We start from the raw sequence: 20,127 nt of genomic DNA on the forward strand, positions 1-20,127 counted from the left end.
CCGACGGCTTGCATCCAGCCTCCTCTTGCCCGCCCTGGCAAAGCTCTGCATCCTTGTCCTAGAAAAACGACAAGAAGCGCCTCAGGCGCCGGGGACCTTCGCCGATGTTCAAGCGGCTCAGAAAAGACTTCCAGCTGTCCATCATCACCCTGATGGGCTTGTTCGGCGTGCTCGGTATCTCGCCCTACGCGATCTATCGTCTGCTGCACGGCAACTATCTGGTCGGCACGTCCGACGTGATCATCGTCCTGTCCACCGTGCTCGCCGTGGTCTACGCCTGGCGCACTGGCGATACGGTCAAGCCGGGCATCTACCTCGCCAGCGTGTTCTCCGTGGCCGCCACGCTGATCGCCATCAACCTGGGCGTCAACGGTCTGTTCTGGATCTACCCGCTGATCCTGTTCAACTTCTTCATGGTCTCCCCCGGCAAAGCCATCGCCGCCACCCTGCTGGTGCTGGTCGGCCTGGTCATCCACGCGTTCTGGACACCGGGCAGCGTGTTCGACAGCCACTACCAGATGATCTCGTTCCTGGTGACCAACGTGATGGCCGGCGTACTGACCTTCATCTTCGCCTACCGCACCCGCAGCCAGCGCGACCAGCTGCAGATACTCGCCATCCAGGACCCGCTCACCGGCGCACGCAACCGGCGCAGCATGAACGACGAGCTGCGCATCGCCGTGTCCAGCAAACGCCGTCACGGCACTCCTTACGGCGTGCTGGTGATGGACCTCGACCATTTCAAGCGCGTCAACGATCAGTTCGGCCATCACGCCGGCGACAAGGTACTGATCGATTTCGTCGAATTGATAAAGCGCCACTGCCGCGAGGAAGACCGCCTGTTCCGCTTCGGCGGCGAAGAGTTCCTCCTGCTGCTGCCTGGCACCACACCGCAAGGCCTAAAGGCAGCGGCGCACAACCTGCAAACACAAGTGCGCGCAGCCCTACACGGCCCCGGCGGGCCGGTGACGACATCGATTGGCGGAGCGATGCTCGGCGACGGGGAGAACTGGGACAGCTGGCTGCAGCGCGCGGACAAGTGCCTGTACCGCGCCAAGGGTGCTGGCCGCGACTGCATCGTCATCGACGGCGATAGCACCGTCGACAGCTAGCAGGCCTGGCTGGGCACTACTCAGCCACGGCCGGCAGCGGCGACGATCAACTGCTTCATCTCAGCCACGGCGCCCTTGAAACCGACAAACAGCGCATGGGCGACGATGGCATGGCCGATATTCAGCTCATGCACGCCCGCGATGGCCGCCACCGGCTCGACGTTGTGGTAGTGCAAGCCGTGCCCCGCATTGACGATCAGGCCATGGGCAAGGCCGCAAGCCACGCCGTCACGAATCCGCGCCAGCTCACGTGCCGTCTCCTCGGGGGCAACGGCATCGGCGTAGCGGCCAGTGTGCAATTCGATCGCCGGCGCACCGATGCGCCGAGAGGCTTCGATCTGCCGCTCGTCCGCATCGATGAACAGTGACACCTCGCAACCCAGGCGCGCCAGACGCTGCACTGCCGCCTTGATACGCTCCTCCTGCCCCGCCACGTCCAGACCACCCTCAGTGGTCAGCTCTTGGCGCGTTTCCGGCACCAGGCAGATGTGTTGCGGGCGCACGCTTTCGGCGAAGTCCAGCATGAAATCGGTGACACCCATCTCGAAGTTCATACGCGTTTGCAGCACGTCCTTGAGCAGGCGCACATCGCGCTCCTGAATATGCCGACGGTCTTCGCGCAGATGCACGGTGATGCCATCGGCACCGGCCTCCTCGGCATCCAGCGCAGCCTTGACCGGGTCGGGGTAGCGCGTGCCACGCGCCTGGCGCAAGGTGGCCACATGATCGATGTTCACCCCGAGCAGGATGCGGTTTGCTTCAGTCACGTGCGGACTCCTTGAGATTCATGAACAGTTCGCGGCTGACCAGAGGCCGACCGCCAAGATGAGGGGCGAGTGCCTGACGCATCAAGCGCTTGGCCGCAGCCAGCGCACCCGGTGACGTCCAGTCGGCATTGGCCATGGCCAACAGGTCAGCGCCCTGGAACAGCCCCGGCTGCAGCTGGTAAACAGGTTCCAGACCAGCATCCGGCTGCAGGCGATAGAGGCCATCGGCGAGCACGGGCTGACCAGCCAGATCGCTATCCAGGGCGAAACCATAGCCCAACTCGTCGAGCAGCCGCCATTCGAAGGCACGCAGCAACGGCTCCAGCGGCGGATTGCCAGCCAGCGCCTGCAATGTCAGGGCGTAATGATCGAACAGTGCCGGATGCGGGTCTTCAGCGGGCAGCAGACGGATCAGCAGCTCGTTCAGGTAGATACCACTGAACAGTGCCGCGCCGCTGAGCAGGTTGGGAATGCCGCCGGCTTCGAGGCGGGCGATGTTCTTCAGCTCGCCATGCCCGCGAAACTCGGCTTCGAGCGGCACGAATGGCCGCGCCAGCGTACCCGCCTTGCCCCGCGCGCCACGCAATACCGCGCGAAAGCGTCCTTGCGGGGTGAACACGTCAACCAGCGCGCTGGTCTCGCGATAGGCACGGCTGTGCAGGACATAGGCCGATTGCGCGCTGGCCTGCATGGGTCAGATGTCGTTATAGCCCAGCGAGCGCAGTGCACGCTCGTCGTCGGACCAGCCGCCCTTCACCTTGACCCAAAGATTGAGCATAACCTTGGAGTCGAACAGCACCTCCATGTCCTTGCGCGCCTCCTGGCCGATACGCTTGATGCGCTCGCCCTTGTCGCCAATGATGATTTTCTTCTGCCCGTCACGCTCGACCAGGATCAGCGCATGGATGTGCAGAATGCGTCCTTCCTGCTTGAACTCTTCGATCTCGACGGTGATCTGGTAGGGCAGTTCGGCACCCAGCTGGCGCATGATCTTTTCACGCACCAGTTCGGCGGCAAGGAAACGGCTGGAGCGATCAGTGATCTGGTCTTCCGGGAAGAAGTGCTCGCCTTCCGGCAGGAAACTGGCCACGAGCCGCTCCAGCGAATCAAGGTTATGCCCCTGCTGAGCGGAAATCGGCACGATTTCCGCTTTCGGCAACTGCTGCTGCAACCATTCCAAGTGCGGCATCAGTTCGGCCTTGTCCTCGACGCGATCGGTCTTGTTGATCGCCAGGATCACCGGCCCCTGCACATACTGGATGCGCTCGAGGACCATCTGGTCCTCGTCGGTCCAGCGCGTGCGGTCAACGACGAAGATCACCACGTCGACGTCCTTCAGCGCTGCCGAGGCCGTCTTGTTCATGTAGCGGTTGAGCGCCTTGTCACTGTTTTTGTGCAGGCCTGGGGTATCGACGTAGATCGCCTGGACCTCATCCTCGGTCTTGATCCCGAGCATATTGTGTCGGGTGGTCTGCGGCTTGCGCGAGGTGATCGCGAGCTTCTGCCCGAGAATATGATTGAGCAAGGTGGACTTGCCCACGTTGGGGCGCCCCACGATGGCGACATAGCCACAACGCGGCACGGATGCATCAGTCATGGCCATTCTCCACACCTAGAGCCACCAGCGCTGCCGCTGCGGCGACCTGCTCGGCAATGCGCCGACTGGCGCCCTGCCCTTGAGTCCTGTCATTTAACAGCGCGACATCGCACTGCACGAAAAAGGTTCGGCAATGCGGCTCACCCTGAATATCCACCACCTCGTACCGAGGCAGCTCGAGAGCCCGCGACTGGAGGAACTCCTGCAGCCGGGTTTTCGGGTCCTTGTTGGTATCGACCAGCGTCAGACCGTCCAGCTCGTTGCTCAACCAGGCCAGTACACGCTGGCGTGCCACATCCATGCCTGCGTCCAGGTAGATCGCACCGATCAGCGCTTCGAGTGCATCGGCCAGAATCGAGTCGCGACGAAAACCGCCGCTCTTCAGCTCACCAGAACCCAGACGCAGGTACTCACCGAGGTCGAACCCGCGGGCCAGCACAGCAAGCGTCTCACCCTTGACCAGACGTGCGCGCAAACGCGACAGCTGCCCCTCGCGCGCCTGCGGAAAACGCTCGAACAGCGCCTCGCCGGCAACGAAATTGAGGATGGCATCACCAAGAAACTCCAGACGCTCATTGTTGCGACCGGCAAAACTGCGGTGGGTCAGAGCCAGAACCATCAGGTCCTGGTCTTTGAAAGTGTGACCGAGCTGACGCTCAAGACGAGCTAGGGAAGCACTCACGGCATGCGTACGCGGAATTCTTTATCGAAGCGGGCGACTAGGTCGAGGTTTTGGATCAGAGGTTCGCGAGTTTCATAGCTCAGATGTGCCCTAAACTCTCCGCCCTCAACCTTAACATCCAAGATATCTCTAATATTAAGGTCTCTCATACCATTAACTTCCATCCCCTTAGCCATATGGACATAGAAGTCATTCACGCTACGAACATCCTGCGACGGCTCCGTCTCAACTGAAGTTATCATTTTCTCCAGCGTCATATAATCCATGTAATGTGGAAGCATTTTAAAAATCATGCTGGCAAAAAATGCACTTATCGCAATAAGGACCATCCAACTAAGAACAGATATACCAATCTGCGAACGGTAAAATTTATAGTCCCCCACAACACACCTCACGAATAAAAAACCGATGAATTCAGTTGATCAAACCTACACGCGAAAAATTCGGCACACTGCGCAACTTCGGATCGGGCCAACTCATCCACACCGCAAACGCCTTCCCAACGATATTGCGATCCGGAACCATCCCCAAGAACTCCTTGGGAATGTTCTTGTCGTTCCAATAGCGACTATCATTGGAGTTGTCACGATTGTCGCCCATCATGAAGTAGTGCCCCTGCGGAACCAGCCACTCGCTACCGGGCTCGCGACGATTGCGCTGCAGCTCCTTGCGAATCAGGTGCTCGACCTCACCCAGCTTCTCCTTGTACAGCGCAGCGCTGCCTAAGCTACCCGCCTCTTCACCGAGGAACGTTTCAGCAATCGGCTGCCCGTTAACCAGCAGGTGCTTACCATTGGTATAGCTGATTCTGTCTCCAGGCAAACCGACAACGCGCTTGATGTAGTTGATATTCGGGTCGCTCGGGTAACGGAAGACCATGACATCGCCACGCTGGGGATCACCCACTTCGATGATCTTGGTGTCGATAACCGGAAGACGAATGCCGTAGGCAAATTTGTTGACCAGGATGAAGTCACCGATATCCAGTGTCGGCTTCATTGAGCCGGACGGAATCTGGAACGGTTCCAGCAGGAACGAACGCAATACCAGCACGATAGCCAATACGGGAAAGAACGATTTGCCGTACTCAACCAGTACCGGCTCGCGATTCAAGCGCTGCAGCACACTCTCATCAGGTTGACTGACCTGCCCTTCATAGGCAGCAATAGCGACCCGACGGCGTGGCGCCAGCACCAGCAAATCCAGAAGAGCGAGTGCACCGCACACCGCAACGGCGATAACCAGAATCAACGGAAAATTGAACGACATAGTTCTCAGCTATCCACTTTGAGTACGGCCAGGAAGGCTTCCTGCGGAATCTCCACGCTGCCCACCTGTTTCATCCGCTTCTTACCGGCCTTCTGCTTTTCCAGCAGCTTTTTCTTACGGCTGACGTCGCCGCCGTAACACTTGGCCAGTACGTTCTTGCGCAACGCCTTCACAGTAGTTCGCGCAACGATCTGCCCGCCGATGGCCGCCTGGATCGCTACATCGAACATCTGGCGCGGAATCAGTTCTTTCATCTTCTCGGTCAATGCACGGCCTTTGTAATGGGCCCTGTCGCGATGCACGATAAGTGCCAGTGCATCGACTTTTTCCGAGTTGATCAACACGTCCAGCTTGACCAGATTGGCACTCTGGAAGCGATCAAAGCTGTAGTCCAGGGACGCATAACCGCGACTGACCGATTTCAAGCGATCGAAGAAATCCAGCACCACTTCATTCATCGGCAGGTCGTAGCAAACCTGAACCTGGCTGCTGAGGAACTGCATATCGCGCTGCACACCACGTTTATCGATGCACAAGGTGATGACGTTACCCAGGTGCTCCTGAGGTACGAGAATATTGGCGCGAACGATCGGCTCACGCATGTCCTCCACGGACGAAAGATCCGGCAGCCTGGACGGGTTATCGACGTAGATCGTCTCACCGTTCTTCATCACCACTTCGAAGACCACGGTCGGTGCAGTGGTAATCAGATCCAGGTCGTACTCGCGCTCCAGACGTTCCTGGATGATCTCCATGTGCAGCATGCCGAGGAAGCCGATACGGAAGCCGAAACCAAGCGCCTCAGAGCTTTCCGGCTCATATTGCAAGGCCGCATCGTTGAGCGTGAGCTTCTGCAATGCTTCGCGGAAGTCTTCGAAATCGTCGGAGCTGACCGGAAACAGGCCAGCATAAACCTGCGGTTTAACTCGCTTGAAGCCAGGTAATACGTCGACATCAGGAGTATTGGACAGGGTCAGGGTGTCACCCACCGGTGCACCATGAATGTCCTTGATCCCGGCGATGATGAAGCCAACCTCACCCGCTTTGAGGTCTTCGGTGGCGGTATGCTTCGGCGTGAAAACGCCCACGCTGTCGACCTGGTGGACCTTGCCGGTCGACTTGACCAGCACCTTGTCACCCTTCTTGATCCGACCATGACGGACGCGCACCAGGGAAACCACACCCAGGTAATTGTCGAACCAGGAATCGATGATCAGCGCCTGCAGCGGCGCTTCGATATCACCCGTAGGAGCCGGGATCACCTCGACCAAGCGCTCCAGCACCTCGTCCACGCCCATGCCGCTCTTGGCACTGCAGGCAACGGCGTCGGTGGCGTCGATACCGATGATGTGCTCGATCTCGTCCTTGACCTTCTCCGGGTCGGCCTGCGGCAGGTCCATTTTGTTAAGCACCGGCATGACCTCGAGACCTTGCTCGATGGCGGTGTAGCAGTTGGCGACCGACTGCGCTTCCACGCCTTGCCCAGCATCGACCACCAGCAACGCGCCCTCACAGGCAGCCAGAGAACGGCTGACCTCATAGGTGAAGTCTACGTGCCCGGGCGTATCGATGAAGTTCAGTTGATAGGTTTTGCCGTCCCGCGCCTTGTAGTGCAGGGTCACGCTGTGCGCCTTGATCGTGATGCCGCGCTCACGCTCCAGGTCCATGGAGTCGAGCACCTGGGCTTCCATCTCGCGCTCGGACAGGCCGCCACACATCTGGATGAAGCGGTCGGCCAGGGTCGATTTGCCGTGGTCGATGTGGGCGATGATGGAGAAATTGCGGATATGACTCAGGTCACTCACGGATCAACACTCAAAGAAGCCGCAGGCAGGCTGCCCGCCGAAAATAGCCGAGCATTCTACCTGATCGCCCCGCCTGGCGTTAAGGCATATCACGGCAGACACAAAAAAGGGGCGGATATCCGCCCCTTTTTTCGACTGAAGGGTTACTCAGATAGCTTGAAGGTGATGAAGCTGGCTCGCCCCTGGCGCAATACGCGCATGGAGACCGAGCGATCCTTCGGCAACCCCTGAGCCACCTCCGTGAAAGTTTTAGCGGAATCGATGGCGCGGTTGCTCAGGTGCGTGATCACATCACCCGGGCGCAAACCGATCAACGCCGCCGGGCCATCCTGCACTTCCTTGATGACCACACCACCACGCAGGTCCAGCGACTTCTTCTGCTCAGCACTGAGATCGGCGACCGAGACACCCAGACGATTGCTGCTGCGCTCGCTTTCCGGAGACGCGCCCGCTGCGACTGCACCTTCTTCCGGCAGCGCACCGATGGTCAACTCGAGTGTCTGCCGCGCACCTTCACGCACCACATCCAGCTTGATCTTGCTGCCAGGCTTGAGACCACCCACGAGATGAGGTAGATCCGCCGACATCACGATCGGCAGACCATTCATGCTCAGGATCACGTCACCAACCTGCAGGCCGCCCTTGGCCGCAGGCCCCTCTTCCAGCACCTGCGCCACCAGCGCACCGGCTGGACGCTCGAGACCGAATGACTCGGCGAGATCCTTGTTGACCTCCTGAATCACCACACCCAGCCAGCCGCGGCTAACCTTGCCCTCGCTCTTCAGCTGATTGGCCACATCCATGGCCACATCGATCGGAATGGCGAACGACAACCCCATGAATCCACCCGAACGGGTGAAAATCTGCGAGTTGATACCCACTACTTCACCATCCAGATTGAACAGGGGACCGCCGGAGTTACCCGGATTGATGGCAACATCCGTCTGGATGAACGGCACGTAGTTTTCGTTAGGCAGGCTGCGCCCTTTCGCACTGACGATACCCGCGGTAACGGAATGATCGAAGCCGAATGGCGAGCCTATCGCCAACACCCAGGCACCGACCTTCAACGACTCGGACTTGCCGAGCTTGACCGTCGGCAACCCTTTGCCTTCGACTTTCAGCAAGGCCACGTCAGTGCGTGGGTCCGCACCGATAAGCTTGGCCTGCAGCTCGCTGCGATCGGAGAGACGCACGATGATTTCATCGGCATCGGCAATGACATGGTTGTTAGTCAGCACATAACCATCAGCCGAGATAATGAACCCCGACCCCAGGGACTGCGCCTCACGCTGACGCCCACCCGGCCCACGTGGCGCCTGGGGGATGCTGCGCTCGAAGAACTCACGAAGCATCGGCGGCAGCCCTTCAAGATCAGGCATCTGCCCCTGAACCGATGCATCGCGGGTCGGCAGGTTCTGCCGAGTACTGATATTCACCACGGCAGGAGACGCTTCCTCCACCAACCCAGTGAACTCAGGCAACTCGGCACGCACCACTGCCGCCTGCCCCAACACCAGCAAGGCGAGCAGATACGACATCGAGGACTTCAGGCTAAACATCGATTAGCACTCCCACAAACAAGTTTGATCCAGCAGATAACAAAGACGGCACCTAAGTGCCGTTCAGAAAATCATTGTAGATACGCTTAATGGGTTGCATCGGCCGCAGCGCTATCAGGAATGGCCTGAGCAGGCTGCATGGATAACGCCACTCGCTCTGCGGTTCCCAAAGGCACTTCGCCGACCACGGTGACCATCATGTCGCCATCTGTCGTGCTCATTCGACGAGAAACCACAGCAGTAGGACCAAGTTGACTGCGGGCGTCATCGACGACCACGCCATGTAACGGTTCGAGAAACACCGAAAACCTGGCCAGGCCATCGCCGTACATCAAGCAGGCGACTGGCTCCGCAGAGGCAGGGCTACGACGCAGAACCGACTGATCCAACGAGAACCCGGGCGGCAACCAGCCCGCTCGCCAACTTTGCGAGGGGTTCTTTTCCAGGGCAACGAAATTGACCGGACGACATTCGGCACCCGCTTGGAGAACATCATCGGCAAGAGGTTTGGAAGTATCCAGGGTAATGAACTGAAAACGCTCAAGCAGTGCGCCTTTTTCGCTGATCAGCAGCGACTTCAAGGGCAGAGCGGTTTCTTTATCGAGGTGCAGCTCGAGCGCATAACGATGCTGATCTCGCGGCACGAATGCCAGAACAACCGCATCACGATTGGCAACGCGAGAGTCGCCGACCACCTGCATGTCATATCGCTGCGCCAGCTCTTCAGGCTTGAGCAACGGTGCCGGCCACTTTACGTCGCCGAGCTGGTCGGTTAGACCACCACTGACGCATTGTGGGCGGCCGTCCACGCGAACGGTTTCATTGGCTGCACCATCAAGTTGAAGCAGCCGCTCCTTCACCGCACCAGCTTGCGCCTCGTGCCAGATTCCGTGAGTGGAGAAGCTACCATTGCGTTCGTACACAAACGCGCCTTGATAGGTATGGTTTTCGGCTTGTGCCAGACGGCTTAGCCAGTCCTGGACATCGGCAGCATGGGCGGGAAGAACCGCCCAGCTACCGAGCAACGCGATATAACGCAACGCGCGCATGACTTTCCTCAGCGGCTTTCTTCCAGACTGGCAGCTCGTGCATAAGGGAGAGCTGCATCCGCACCATTAGCGGTTGCTTGTTGCGCATGCTGGCGCAGATACGCCGGCAGTCGCTGTTCATGCCACTCGGAACCCAGTTGCTGAGGCTGAGCGTTCAGCTGTGGGCCTTGGCGCATGGCATCGGCATCTTCGGTGTAACCCGCGAGTACAGCCGGGCCTTGAGTCTGAGGCGCAGTCAATACAGGCTGAGCACCTTGCTGTGCAAGTTGAGCACCAGCCAGATCGTCCTGATTGAAGAAACGTACGCCAGCCAGAACAGCCACGGTAACCGAAGCAGCTACTGCCACACGACCCAGACCACGCCATGGGCCACGTACTGCTTTTGCCGGCACGGCCTCATCGGCCAGAGCCGCAGAAACCGCAGCAGCGATATCCAGGCGAGGCTCAAGCAGCTCTTTGTGCATCACCGCACGAGCCAGTTGATAACGCGACCAGGTGGCGCGCAGTTCTGGTTCTTCGCTGGCAGCAAGCACCCGGCGCAGTTCCAGTTCGTCCGCTTCGTTATCCATCACCGCGGACAGCGATTCCTGCAGGGTTTCACGACTCATGGTGGTTCCTCTCTTGGCTGTCGCCGCTGTCTTAGGCATCCTGCAACAAAGGTTGCAGGGCTTTATCTATAGCCTCGCGCGCTCGGAAAATTCGCGACCGCACGGTACCAACCGGACACTGCATCACGCTCGCAATGTCTTCGTAACTAAGACCATCAAATTCACGCAGAGTTAGTGCCGAGCGTAAATCTTCTGGTAATTGCTGAATGGTCCGATGCACGGTGGCTTCGATTTCATCCCGCAACATTGCGCGTTCCGGTGATTCGATGTCCTTGAGGGCGTGATCGCCATCGTAGAACTCTGCATCCTCGGCACTTACATCATTGTCTGGTGGCCGACGACCACGCGAGACCAGATAATTCTTCGCCGTGTTGATGGCGATTCGATAAAGCCATGTATAAAACGCACTATCACCACGGAAATTACCAAGGGCGCGATACGCCTTGATAAAAGCCTCTTGCGCGACATCCTGGGCTTCGTGGTTGTCGTGCACGAAACGCACGATCAAACCGAGAATCTTATGTTGGTACTTGAGCACCAACAAATCGAAGGCCCGCTTGTCGCCGCGCTGGACTCTTTCGACCAGCTGCTGATCGTCTTCCTGCGTTAGCATGGATACTCCTCTTGGGTTCCGGAGGAGTTCTGCGCCGGCCAGTGAATCGGTCTGCCAAGATAGACTCGGGCGTTAAGCAAAAGTTCTCCCCTCCGTACAAGCTTTCTGCAGCGCCTGATGCGCTGACACGAAATTACGCAGCAGAGCCGCCTGCCCTACTGCTGGATAATCTTCCCTAACGGACCAAACCCGCCAAACCGGCCTTGTTCGGTACTGTTCCGTTATTCGTGACTGGTATTGAACGTGGCCGCTCGAGAAAAGTTCATTCTCGATTTTGCAGGGCCATGTGCGCCTATTGTGACGCCGACCCCACCTATATACTAGGCGCCGCCCTTTTGCGGAAACCCCCAGTCAATGAGCCAACATTACCAACACGACGTCCTGGTCATCGGCAGCGGTGCTGCTGGTCTCACGCTGGCGCTCACCCTGCCGGCGCACTTGCGCATTGCCGTGCTGAGCAAGGGTGACCTGGCCAATGGCTCAACCTACTGGGCGCAGGGTGGCGTGGCTGCGGTTCTCGATGACACCGACACCATCGATTCGCACGTGGCGGACACTCTCAACTCCGGTGCCGGCCTGTGCCGCGAAGATGCCGTGCGCTTCACCGTCGAACACAGCCGAGAAGCCATCCAGTGGCTGATCGACCAGGGCGTCCCCTTCACCCGCGACGATGAGCACGAACGCGAAGACGGCGGTTTCGAGTTTCACCTGACCCGCGAGGGCGGCCACAGTCATCGCCGCATCATTCATGCGGCCGACGCCACTGGCGCGGCGATCTTCAACACCCTGCTGCAACAGACTCGCGAGCGCGACAATATCGAGCTGCTCGAACAGCGCGTGGCCGTCGATCTGATCACTGAGCGCAAGCTGGGCCAACCGGGCAACCGCTGTCTGGGCGCCTATGTGCTGAATCGGCAGACCGGCGAGGTCGACACCTACCACGCGCGCTTCGTGATCCTCGCCACGGGCGGCGCAGCCAAGGTCTACCTCTACACCAGCAATCCGGATGGCGCCTGCGGCGACGGTATCGCTATGGCCTGGCGTGCCGGCTGCCGGGTCGGCAACCTGGAGTTCAACCAGTTCCATCCCACCTGCCTGTACCATCCGCAAGCCAAGAGTTTCCTCGTCACCGAAGCGCTGCGCGGTGAGGGCGCGCTGCTCAAACTGCCGAATGGCGAGCGCTTCATGCCGCGCTTCGACCCGCGCGAAGAACTGGCCCCGCGCGACATCGTCGCCCGCGCCATCGACCACGAGATGAAGCGCCTGGGGGTGGACTGCGTGTACCTCGACATCAGCCACAAGCCGGCCGAGTTCATCAAGGCGCATTTCCCCACCGTGTACGAGCGCTGCCTGGGTTTCGGCATCGATATCACCCAACAGCCGATTCCCGTGGTGCCTGCGGCGCACTACACCTGCGGCGGTGTACTGGTCGACCAGCACGGCCACACCGATGTGCCCGGCCTGTATGCCATCGGCGAAACCAGCTTCACCGGCCTGCACGGCGCCAATCGCATGGCCAGCAACTCGCTACTGGAATGCTTCGTCTACGCGCGCTCAGCGGCGGCGGACATCGTTCGCCAGCTGGACCGTGTGCAGATGCCGCTCGACCTGCCGACCTGGGACGCCAGCCAGGTGACCGACTCGGACGAGGACGTGATCATCGCGCACAACTGGGATGAACTGCGGCGCTTCATGTGGGACTACGTCGGCATCGTGCGCACCAACAAGCGCCTGCAGCGTGCGCAACACCGCGTGCGCCTGCTGCTGGGCGAGATCGACGAGTTCTACAGCAATTACAAGGTCAGCCGCGACCTGATCGAGCTGCGCAACCTGGCCCAGGTCGCCGAGCTGATGATCGACTCGGCCATGCAACGCCACGAAAGCCGCGGCCTGCACTACACCCTCGACTACCCGGGGCTAAAAACCGAGGCGCGCGACACTATTCTGGTGCCGCCCATCTACGCCGACTGAACTGCAGGCGCACACGCAGCCGCCGGTGCGCCTCGCGCGGCAACGCGTCACACGGGATGCACAGGCCGCGTGCCCAACGCTCGCCCGGTACGCGGACGTGCAACAGCACGACCAGCGGCAGGGCCACGCTGTCGCGGCGCAACTGCACCGCCTGCCAGCCGTTCGCCTCGCTCCACAACTGCCAGCCACTGTCGTCGCGGCGCAAGCCACGAAACGCCTGTGGATGCCTGCAGGTGATGTGGCGCGGCACCACCCATCCGGCATGCAGCGCGCAACCGAGCACGCCCAAGCCGGCGAGCCAGATCGGGAGTGGCAGAATTGTCAGGGTGATCAGCGCCAGCAGCTGCGCCAGGCCATACAGCGTCGCCAGCAGCAATGAGGCCTGCCAGCGACATTCGAAGTGATTACTTGGGCTGGACACGATCCAGAATCATGCGAACCATGCGGCGCAGATCCTCGTCCTGCGGCTCTTCGCGCTGCATGAACCAGCCGAACATGTCCTGATCCTCGCACTCCAGCAGCTTGCGATAACGCTCTTGGTCCTCGGCCTCCAGGGTCGCGTAGACCTCGCGCACGAAGGGCACCAGCAGTACGTCCAACTCCAGCATGCCGCGGCGGCTGTGCCAGTAGAGTCGGTTCAGTTCGATATCGTCGGCCATAAATCGGCTCCTGTAAGAAGGTGCGCAGTATAACCAGCGATGCCCTGCTCGGCACCCGCTGACAAGCCGGCGGACCGGCTCTATGATGAGTCCCCGGACTCTCCTACCTGCGATAGCCAATGGCCGACTCTGCTTTTTTCTGCACCCTGACCCATGAATCCCTGCTCGCCGTGCGTGGCGCGGACGCCGCCAAGTTTCTCCAGGGCCAGCTGACCTGCAACCTCAACTACCTCAATGAAGGCACCAGCAGCCTCGGCGCGCGCTGCACGCCCAAAGGCCGCATGCTGTCGAGCTTTCGCGTCGTGGTGGAGGGCGATGGTTTCCTCCTGGCGATGGCCAGCGAGCTGATCGAGGCGCAACTGGCGGAACTGAAGAAGTACGCCGCCTTTTCCAAATCCACCCTCAGTGACGAAACCGTTCGCTGGGTGCGCTTCGGTCTGAGCGACGGCGATGGCGTACTGGTCAGCCTCGGTCTCGACCTGCCGGCCGGCACCGACAGCGTGACCCGCGCCCATGGCCTGATCGCCCTGCGCCTGGCCGACGGCCGCGCCGAACTCTGGGCCCCGGCCGAGCAGGCCGACACCCTGCACGCACGCCTGGCCGCACAACTGCGAGAAGCACCGCTCAACGACTGGCTGCTGGCCCAGGTCCGCGCCGGCATTGGCCAGGTGTTCGGCGCCACCCGCGAGCAGCTGATTCCGCAGATGATCAACCTGCCCGCCCTCGGCGGCGTGAGCTTCAAGAAGGGCTGCTATACCGGTCAGGAAATCGTCGCGCGCATGCAGTATCTCGGCAAGCTCAAGCGGCGTCTCTATCGCCTGAGCCTGAGCAGTGCCGAACTGCCGGCCATCGGCAGCCAACTGTTCTCACCGGTCCACGGTTCCAGCGTCGGTGAAGTGGTGCTGGCGGCCCAGGATCAGGAGCAGATCGAGGTGCTCGCCGTGCTCCAGGAAGACGCGGTGAACGACGGCCGCATCGCCCTCGGCGCCGTGGACGGCGTACCACTCAGCCTGCTGACGCTGCCGTACGCAATAGACGTGGATCGCGAAATCCAGCGCTGACGCAAAAACTGGATGCATGGCCCGGTGGAAACAAGGTACAACCCGGCACAATCTGACCAATGATCGCTTCGGCACCATCCGCGGCGAAAACGCTACACGAGAGCCGAAATGAGCAAGCTTGCCGAAAAAGTCCAACAGGAACTGATCCACGCCATCGAAAACGATGAGCTGGTGTTGCCGACCCTTCCCGAAGTGGCGCTGAAGGTCCGCGAAGCGGCAGAAGATCCGAACATCAGCATTCCGGATCTGGCCAAGGTGATCGGCAACGACGCGGCGCTCACCGCGCGCATCGTCAAGGTGGTGAACAGCCCGCTGCTGCGCACCAACAAGGAAATCACCGATATCCAGATGGCGGTCAGCCGCCTGGGCATCAACTACACCTGCAACCTGGCCACTGGCTTGGCCATGGAGCAGATGTTCCAGGCCACGTCCGACGTGATTGACCGCAAGATGCGCGAAGTGTGGAACAAGAGCACGGAAATCGCCGGCATCTGCCACGTTCTGTGCAAGCACTACACCCGCCTGATGCCGGACCAGGCCACCCTCGCCGGCCTGGTGCACCAGATCGGCATCCTGCCGATCCTGACCTACGCCGAAGAGCACAGCGAGCTGCTGGCCGACTCGATCAGCCTCAACCACGTGATCGAGCGCATCCACCCGATCATCGGCGACAAGATCCTGCGTGCCTGGGAGTTCTCCGAGCAGATCGCTGCGGTGCCGGGCCAGCACCTGGACTTCACCCGCGACTCGGCCAAGGTCGACTACGTGGACATCGTCCAGGTCGCCACCTTGCAGAGCTACCTGGGCAGCGAACACCCCTATACCCAGCTGGACTGGAGCACCATTCCGGCCTTCGCCAAACTCGGCCTCGATCCGAACGTCGACATGCAGCAGGACGAAGACCTCTCGGCCGCCATGGAAGCTGCTACCAGCATGCTGCAGTAAGCAGCCCTTCGATTCCGCACTACGCTATGAAAAGTCCCCGGCAGTGACAGCGCCGCCGGGGTACCGCGCGAAGGTCACCTGACCTTGTATTCCGCCTGGTGAAGGAATCCCGTTATGCGTCTGCTGTTACTCCTCGCCGTAGCCCTCGCACTCCCCGTACACGCCGAAACCATTCGCCTGACCAATGGCGAATGGAGCCCGTACATGGGCGAAAAACTGCCGCACCAGGGCGTGGCCTCGCGCATCGTCAGCGAGGCGTTCGCCAGCGAAGGCATCGAGGTGCAGTGGATGTTCTACCCCTGGGCCCGGGCCCTGCAGAGTGCCGAGCTTGGTAAAAGCGCCGGTGCAGCCGTGTGGCGACACAATCCCGAACGCGAACAGGCGTTCTTCGTCAGTGATGCGGTGGTCGAGAGCAACTACTACCTGTTTCACCGCAAGGATCAGCCCTTCGACTGGCAGACCGTCGACGATTTGCAGGGTCGACGTATCGGTGCGGCCATCGATTACGATTACGGCGCAGACTTCCAGGCCGGCGAGCGCAGCGGGCACTTGCAGGTCAAACGCCTGAGCAACGAGGAACAGGGCCTGCGCATGCTGCTAGCCGGGCGCCTGGACGTGATGCCAATGGACAAGGTGGTGGCCTTCGACCTGCTGCGCGGCAACTTCAGCCGTGAAGAACGCGCACAGCTGACCTTTCACCCGCAGTCGCTGCGCGACGACAGCCTGCACCTGCTGCTGTCACGCCAGGCGCCAGGCAACGAAGCCATGCTGGAGCGCTTCAACCGCGGCCTGAAGACATTGCGCGACAGTGGCCGGGTGTCCCAGTACCTGCTCGACGTGCAACAACCGCTCAGCGCCCTGCCCTGACGCCCAGTTTCAACGCAACGACGGAAACGCCACGCGCACCAGCAGGCCGCCAAGCGCGCCTTCTTCCAGCTCGATGGACGCCCGGTGCGCACGGCACACCTCGCCGACGATGGCCAGACCAAGCCCCGCGCCACCACGCTGCTGCGAGCGCCGGTAGAAGCGCTCGAAGACCTTGTCCCGCTCCTCCCGGGGAATCCCCGGCCCGTCGTCCTCGACTTCGAGAATGCCCGGCGCCAGCACGCGCATGACCACGTTGCCGTCCTGGGGCGTATGCGCCAGGGCGTTGTCGACCAGGTTGTAGATCAGCTCGTTGAGCAGCGTGGTTTCACCGTGAATGGACACGCCCTCCTCGGCCTCCAGCGCCAGAGCAATGCCACGCTGGTGCGCCAGCGGCGCCAGCGCCAGGCCCAGTTCACGCACCAGCGAGCCGAGGTCGACGCGCTCGGCGCCGCCCTCGGCGATGGCCCGCGCGCCGCGCTCGATGCGCGCCAGCGACAGCAGCTGGTTGGCCAGATGGGTCAGCCGATCCGTGCTCTGCGCGGCTTTTTCCAAGGTGCTGTGCCACAGCGCCGGCTCGCGTTCGCGCAGGCCCAGTTCGATCCGCGCTTTGAGCGCAGCCAGCGGCGTGCGCAATTCGTGGGAGGCATCGGCGATGAACTGCGCCTGGCGCTCGAACTGCTGGCGCAGGCGTTCGGTGAAGTGGTTGAGCGTGGCCACCAGCGGGCGCAGCTCATCCTGCGCGGCGACCATCGGCAATGGTCGCAGGTCATCCGGCTGGCGCTCCTCGACCGCCGTGCGCAAGCGCTCCAGCGGGCGCAACGCAGCGCTCACCGCCAGCCACACCAGGGCCAGGGTGATCAGCGCCAGCAGGCCCATGCGCCACAGCGTGTCGAGCAGCAGGCTTCGCGCCATGCGCTCGCGGGCGCCCTCGGTTTCCGCCACGCGGATCTCGGCCATGCCGTTCATGTCTGGCTCGCTGACCGGCTGCAACAGGCTGACCACGCGCACGTCCACGCCGTCGTACTCGCCATCGTAGAAACGTGCCAGCGCCGGGTAATCATTGGTGCGTTCGGTGCCGGGCGGCGCTGCCGGCAGGTTGTCGTAACCGGAGACCAGGCGCCCCTGCAGGTCGAGCACCTGGTAGAAGATGCGCCCGCTGCTGTCGTAAGCGAACACGTCCAGCGCCACATAGGGCACGTCGGCGCGCAGGGTGCCGTCTTCGGCGTACAGGCCGGCAGCGATCGTGCGCGCCGAGGCCAGCAGCGTGCGGTCGTAGGCCGAGTCGGCCACTTCCCGACCATTCCAATAGGCGCTGACACTGCCGATCAGCAGCGGAATCGTCAGCAGCGCGGCCAAGCGCCGCAGCAGGCGCCCACGCAGGCTGCCGGCACGCGGCTCAAGCATTGACCGCTTCCAGCAGGTAGCCCAGGCCGCGGAAGGTGACGATGCGCACCGTGTCGCCCTCCAGCTTTTTGCGCAGACGGTGGATGTAGATCTCGATGGCGTCGGCGCTGGCCTCCTCGTCCAGGCCGAACACCTGGTCGGCCAGTTGCTCCTTGCTCATCACCCGGCCGGGACGGGCGATCAGCGACTCCAGCACCGACTGTTCGCGCGAGGTCAGGCTGAGCACCTGATCGTCGAGGGTGAAGCGGCGCGTGCCCAGGTCGTAGACCAGCGCGCCGCAGCGTTGCTGGGTTTCGCCGCCGAGCACGCTGCGCCGCAGCAGCGCCTTGACCCGTGCTTCCAGCTCGGACAGCTCGAACGGCTTGGCCAGGTAATCGTCGGCACCGAGGTTAAGGCCGTGCACGCGGTCCTTGACCTCGCCACGGGCAGTCAGCATCAGCACCGGCAGCACCTTGCCGCGCTCGCGCAGGCGCGCCAGCACCTCGAAGCCATCGAGCCGCGGCAGGCCGACATCGAGCACCGCCAGGGCGTAATCCTCACTGGCCAGGGCATGCTCGGCGGCCACCCCATCGTGCAGCACATCGACGTTGAGACCCGCGCTGCGCAAGGCCTGGGCCACGCTTTCGGCGAGGGGCAAATGGTCTTCGACGAGCAGGACGCGCATGGCAGCAGACTCCGCAAAAGCATGTTCTTGTGGGCTGATTGTAACGACGGAACGGGCTCCGAAAACTTTCTTTCACGCTGAAAGGTTGGCGAAAGCTTGGCGTCCTAGCATCGCTCCAGGGTGGCTAGAACCACCCATAAATCGCCGGTCGCGTGGTTGCGCCGGGGAGACAAAAACAAGAATTGGAGACCACAGATGCGTACTGCCATCCGGCAGGCGTTGCCGCCTGCACATCGCCTCAGCCTTGCCCTGCTTGCCTGCTCCCTCGCCCCGGCCACCCAGGCCGCGTTCATCGAAGACAGCAGCGCTACCCTCACCGCCACCAACATCTACCTCAACCGTGATTTCCGCGAAGGCGACGGCCAGAACAAGCGCGAAGAATGGGGCCAGGGTTTCCTCCTCGACATCCAGTCCGGCTACACCGAAGGCACCGTCGGCTTCGGCGTCGACGCCCTCGGCATGCTCGGTATCAAGCTCGACTCCGGCCCCGGCCGCAGCGGCACCGACCTGCTGCCGGTACACGATGACGGCAGCACCCCGGACGAATACAGCAAGCTCGGCCTGACCGCCAAGGTCAAGGTCTCCGAAACCGAGCTGCGCTACGGCTCGCACGTGCCCGAACTGCCGGTGGTCAAGGCCAGCGACAGCCGCCTGACCCCGCAAGTGTTCGAAGGCGGCCTGCTGACCTCCAGCGAGCTGCAGGGCCTGACCTTCACCGGCGGGCGCCTGGACAAGGTGATCGACCGCGCGTCGACCAACTCCGAAGACATCGCCCTGAACAACAAGAACCGCCGCTTCGCCCGTGCCGCCACGGGCGACCACTACGACCTCGCCGGCCTCGACTACCAGTTCGCCAAGGGTTTCACCGGGCGCTACTTCTTCGCCGAACTCGACGACGTTTACCGCCAGCACTTCTTCGGCCTGCTCGCCAGCCAGCCGCTGGGCAGCGGCACGCTGTCCGCCGACTTGCGCCTGGCGCTGAGCGACGATGTCGGCGCGGCCAACGCCGGTGAAGTCGACAACCGCGCGCTGAACGGTATGGTCAGCTACGCCCAGAGCGGGCACAAGTTCGGCCTCGGCTACCAGCACATGAGCGGCGACACCGGTTTCGCCTACCTCGACGGCAGCGACCCGTTCGTCGTCAACTTCGTGCAGATCAACGACTTCGCCAACGCTGACGAGCGCTCTTGGCAGGCCCGTTACGACTACGACTTCGCCGCCCTCGGCGTGCCCGGCCTGAGCTTCATGACCCGCTACATCAGCGGCGACAACGCACAGATCACCGGCAGCGACGAGGAAGGCCGCGAGTGGGAGCGCAACAGCGAGTTCAAGTACGTGGTGCAGAGCGGGACCTTCAAGGACCTCTCCGTGCGCCTGCGTAACGCCAGCTTCCGCTCCAACATTGCCCGCGACGCCGACGAAACCCGTGTGATCGTCAGCTACAGCCTGGCCATCTGGTAAGCCACAATAAAAACTCCAGTGGAGAACGCCT

Annotated in this window: 21 protein-coding genes; 6 read left to right on the plus strand and 15 right to left on the minus strand. The window is 61.6% G+C overall.

Going from position 1 to position 20,127, the window contains the following annotated elements; translation table 11 throughout:
• Positions 1 to 104 precede the first annotated feature (104 nt).
• Complete coding sequence (locus IB229_RS17685) at positions 105 to 1,112, plus strand: GGDEF domain-containing protein (protein WP_192331219.1); 1,008 nt, start codon at positions 105 to 107, stop codon at positions 1,110 to 1,112.
• 20 nt (positions 1,113 to 1,132) lie between these two features.
• Here the strand turns inward: IB229_RS17685 and pdxJ are convergent, their stop codons facing one another.
• The 11 genes from pdxJ to rpoE form a co-directional block, all read right to left on the minus strand.
• Positions 1,133 to 1,879, minus strand: coding sequence for a pyridoxine 5'-phosphate synthase (pdxJ, locus tag IB229_RS17690; RefSeq protein ID WP_192331220.1), 747 nt, complete (start codon positions 1,877 to 1,879; stop codon positions 1,133 to 1,135).
• Complete coding sequence (recO, locus tag IB229_RS17695; RefSeq protein ID WP_192331221.1) at positions 1,872 to 2,570, minus strand: DNA repair protein RecO; 699 nt, start codon at positions 2,568 to 2,570, stop codon at positions 1,872 to 1,874. Before recO ends, pdxJ begins: the two co-directional genes overlap by 8 nt.
• A gap of 3 nt (positions 2,571 to 2,573) precedes the next feature.
• On the minus strand, positions 2,574 to 3,476 hold the full coding sequence (gene era, locus IB229_RS17700) for a GTPase Era (protein ID WP_192331222.1): 903 nt from the start codon (positions 3,474 to 3,476) through the stop codon (positions 2,574 to 2,576).
• The gene (gene rnc / locus IB229_RS17705) at positions 3,469 to 4,158 is read right to left on the minus strand and encodes a ribonuclease III (protein ID WP_192331223.1); all 690 of its coding nucleotides are present in this window, start codon (positions 4,156 to 4,158) and stop codon (positions 3,469 to 3,471) included. Before rnc ends, era begins: the two co-directional genes overlap by 8 nt.
• Entirely contained in the window at positions 4,155 to 4,487 is a 333-nt protein-coding gene (locus IB229_RS17710) for a DUF4845 domain-containing protein (RefSeq protein WP_192331606.1), read from the minus strand. Before IB229_RS17710 ends, rnc begins: the two co-directional genes overlap by 4 nt.
• A gap of 85 nt (positions 4,488 to 4,572) precedes the next feature.
• A complete protein-coding gene (lepB, locus tag IB229_RS17715; RefSeq protein ID WP_192331224.1) occupies positions 4,573 to 5,427 on the minus strand; it encodes a signal peptidase I in 855 nt (284 codons plus the stop codon).
• Positions 5,428 to 5,432: 5 nt separating this feature from the next.
• Positions 5,433 to 7,232, minus strand: coding sequence for a translation elongation factor 4 (gene lepA, locus IB229_RS17720; protein ID WP_192331225.1), 1,800 nt, complete (start codon positions 7,230 to 7,232; stop codon positions 5,433 to 5,435).
• A gap of 143 nt (positions 7,233 to 7,375) precedes the next feature.
• Positions 7,376 to 8,794 (minus strand): DegQ family serine endoprotease, encoded by a 1,419-nt coding sequence (locus tag IB229_RS17725; RefSeq protein ID WP_192331226.1) that lies wholly within the window; start codon positions 8,792 to 8,794, stop codon positions 7,376 to 7,378.
• A gap of 86 nt (positions 8,795 to 8,880) precedes the next feature.
• Positions 8,881 to 9,843, minus strand: a complete 963-nt coding sequence (locus tag IB229_RS17730; protein WP_192331227.1) for a MucB/RseB C-terminal domain-containing protein — start codon at positions 9,841 to 9,843, stop codon at positions 8,881 to 8,883.
• A gap of 8 nt (positions 9,844 to 9,851) precedes the next feature.
• Positions 9,852 to 10,451 (minus strand): sigma-E factor negative regulatory protein, encoded by a 600-nt coding sequence (locus IB229_RS17735; RefSeq protein WP_192331228.1) that lies wholly within the window; start codon positions 10,449 to 10,451, stop codon positions 9,852 to 9,854.
• A gap of 31 nt (positions 10,452 to 10,482) precedes the next feature.
• Positions 10,483 to 11,064 (minus strand): RNA polymerase sigma factor RpoE, encoded by a 582-nt coding sequence (gene rpoE / locus IB229_RS17740; protein WP_192331229.1) that lies wholly within the window; start codon positions 11,062 to 11,064, stop codon positions 10,483 to 10,485.
• A gap of 354 nt (positions 11,065 to 11,418) precedes the next feature.
• On the opposite strand from rpoE, the gene nadB reads away from it, so the two are divergent.
• Entirely contained in the window at positions 11,419 to 13,035 is a 1,617-nt protein-coding gene (nadB, locus tag IB229_RS17745) for an L-aspartate oxidase (RefSeq protein WP_192331230.1), read from the plus strand.
• Here the strand turns inward: nadB and IB229_RS17750 are convergent.
• Together IB229_RS17750 and IB229_RS17755 are read right to left on the minus strand one after the other, a co-directional pair.
• The gene (locus IB229_RS17750; protein ID WP_192331231.1) at positions 13,004 to 13,456 is read right to left on the minus strand and encodes a protein YgfX; all 453 of its coding nucleotides are present in this window, start codon (positions 13,454 to 13,456) and stop codon (positions 13,004 to 13,006) included. The two genes, nadB and IB229_RS17750, sit on opposite strands and share 32 nt — an antisense overlap.
• On the minus strand, positions 13,440 to 13,694 hold the full coding sequence (locus tag IB229_RS17755) for a succinate dehydrogenase assembly factor 2 (protein WP_192331232.1): 255 nt from the start codon (positions 13,692 to 13,694) through the stop codon (positions 13,440 to 13,442). The genes IB229_RS17750 and IB229_RS17755 overlap by 17 nt, the downstream gene beginning before the upstream one ends.
• Before the next feature lie 119 nt (positions 13,695 to 13,813).
• Between IB229_RS17755 and IB229_RS17760 the strand changes: the two genes are divergently transcribed.
• The 3 genes from IB229_RS17760 to IB229_RS17770 all read left to right on the plus strand — a co-directional run bounded on the left by IB229_RS17760 (position 13,814) and on the right by IB229_RS17770 (position 16,567).
• Positions 13,814 to 14,755, plus strand: a complete 942-nt coding sequence (locus tag IB229_RS17760; protein ID WP_192331233.1) for a YgfZ/GcvT domain-containing protein — start codon at positions 13,814 to 13,816, stop codon at positions 14,753 to 14,755.
• Positions 14,756 to 14,863: 108 nt separating this feature from the next.
• Positions 14,864 to 15,700, plus strand: a complete 837-nt coding sequence (locus IB229_RS17765; RefSeq protein ID WP_192331234.1) for an HDOD domain-containing protein — start codon at positions 14,864 to 14,866, stop codon at positions 15,698 to 15,700.
• 114 nt (positions 15,701 to 15,814) lie between these two features.
• Complete coding sequence (locus IB229_RS17770) at positions 15,815 to 16,567, plus strand: substrate-binding periplasmic protein (protein ID WP_192331235.1); 753 nt, start codon at positions 15,815 to 15,817, stop codon at positions 16,565 to 16,567.
• Between the two features lie 9 nt (positions 16,568 to 16,576).
• On the opposite strand, the gene IB229_RS17775 is transcribed toward IB229_RS17770, so the two are convergent.
• Positions 16,577 to 17,971 (minus strand): sensor histidine kinase, encoded by a 1,395-nt coding sequence (locus IB229_RS17775; protein ID WP_192331236.1) that lies wholly within the window; start codon positions 17,969 to 17,971, stop codon positions 16,577 to 16,579.
• Complete coding sequence (locus IB229_RS17780; protein ID WP_192331237.1) at positions 17,964 to 18,635, minus strand: response regulator; 672 nt, start codon at positions 18,633 to 18,635, stop codon at positions 17,964 to 17,966. Before IB229_RS17780 ends, IB229_RS17775 begins: the two co-directional genes overlap by 8 nt.
• Positions 18,636 to 18,830: 195 nt before the next feature.
• Between IB229_RS17780 and IB229_RS17785 the strand changes: the two genes are divergently transcribed.
• Positions 18,831 to 20,096 (plus strand): OprD family porin, encoded by a 1,266-nt coding sequence (locus tag IB229_RS17785; RefSeq protein ID WP_192331238.1) that lies wholly within the window; start codon positions 18,831 to 18,833, stop codon positions 20,094 to 20,096.
• The last annotated feature ends 31 nt before the right edge of the window (positions 20,097 to 20,127 follow it).

It is taken from the genome of Pseudomonas sp. PDM14 (assembly GCF_014851905.1).
In the GTDB taxonomy this organism is placed as follows: domain Bacteria; phylum Pseudomonadota; class Gammaproteobacteria; order Pseudomonadales; family Pseudomonadaceae; genus Aquipseudomonas.

Coding starts and splice junctions, on each gene's coding strand:
- IB229_RS17685 (WP_192331219.1), top strand. CDS start 105: ATGTTCAAGCGGCTCAGAAAAGACTTCCAGCTGTCCATCATCACCCTG.
- recO (WP_192331221.1), bottom strand. CDS start 2,570: ATGCAGGCCAGCGCGCAATCGGCCTATGTCCTGCACAGCCGTGCCTAT.
- era (WP_192331222.1), bottom strand. CDS start 3,476: ATGACTGATGCATCCGTGCCGCGTTGTGGCTATGTCGCCATCGTGGGG.
- IB229_RS17710 (WP_192331606.1), bottom strand. CDS start 4,487: ATGGTCCTTATTGCGATAAGTGCATTTTTTGCCAGCATGATTTTTAAA.
- lepB (WP_192331224.1), bottom strand. CDS start 5,427: ATGTCGTTCAATTTTCCGTTGATTCTGGTTATCGCCGTTGCGGTGTGC.
- IB229_RS17725 (WP_192331226.1), bottom strand. CDS start 8,794: ATGTTTAGCCTGAAGTCCTCGATGTCGTATCTGCTCGCCTTGCTGGTG.
- IB229_RS17730 (WP_192331227.1), bottom strand. CDS start 9,843: ATGCGCGCGTTGCGTTATATCGCGTTGCTCGGTAGCTGGGCGGTTCTT.
- IB229_RS17735 (WP_192331228.1), bottom strand. CDS start 10,451: ATGAGTCGTGAAACCCTGCAGGAATCGCTGTCCGCGGTGATGGATAAC.
- rpoE (WP_192331229.1), bottom strand. CDS start 11,064: ATGCTAACGCAGGAAGACGATCAGCAGCTGGTCGAAAGAGTCCAGCGC.
- nadB (WP_192331230.1), top strand. CDS start 11,419: ATGAGCCAACATTACCAACACGACGTCCTGGTCATCGGCAGCGGTGCT.
- IB229_RS17755 (WP_192331232.1), bottom strand. CDS start 13,694: ATGGCCGACGATATCGAACTGAACCGACTCTACTGGCACAGCCGCCGC.
- IB229_RS17760 (WP_192331233.1), top strand. CDS start 13,814: ATGGCCGACTCTGCTTTTTTCTGCACCCTGACCCATGAATCCCTGCTC.
- IB229_RS17765 (WP_192331234.1), top strand. CDS start 14,864: ATGAGCAAGCTTGCCGAAAAAGTCCAACAGGAACTGATCCACGCCATC.
- IB229_RS17770 (WP_192331235.1), top strand. CDS start 15,815: ATGCGTCTGCTGTTACTCCTCGCCGTAGCCCTCGCACTCCCCGTACAC.
- IB229_RS17775 (WP_192331236.1), bottom strand. CDS start 17,971: ATGCTTGAGCCGCGTGCCGGCAGCCTGCGTGGGCGCCTGCTGCGGCGC.
- IB229_RS17780 (WP_192331237.1), bottom strand. CDS start 18,635: ATGCGCGTCCTGCTCGTCGAAGACCATTTGCCCCTCGCCGAAAGCGTG.
- IB229_RS17785 (WP_192331238.1), top strand. CDS start 18,831: ATGCGTACTGCCATCCGGCAGGCGTTGCCGCCTGCACATCGCCTCAGC.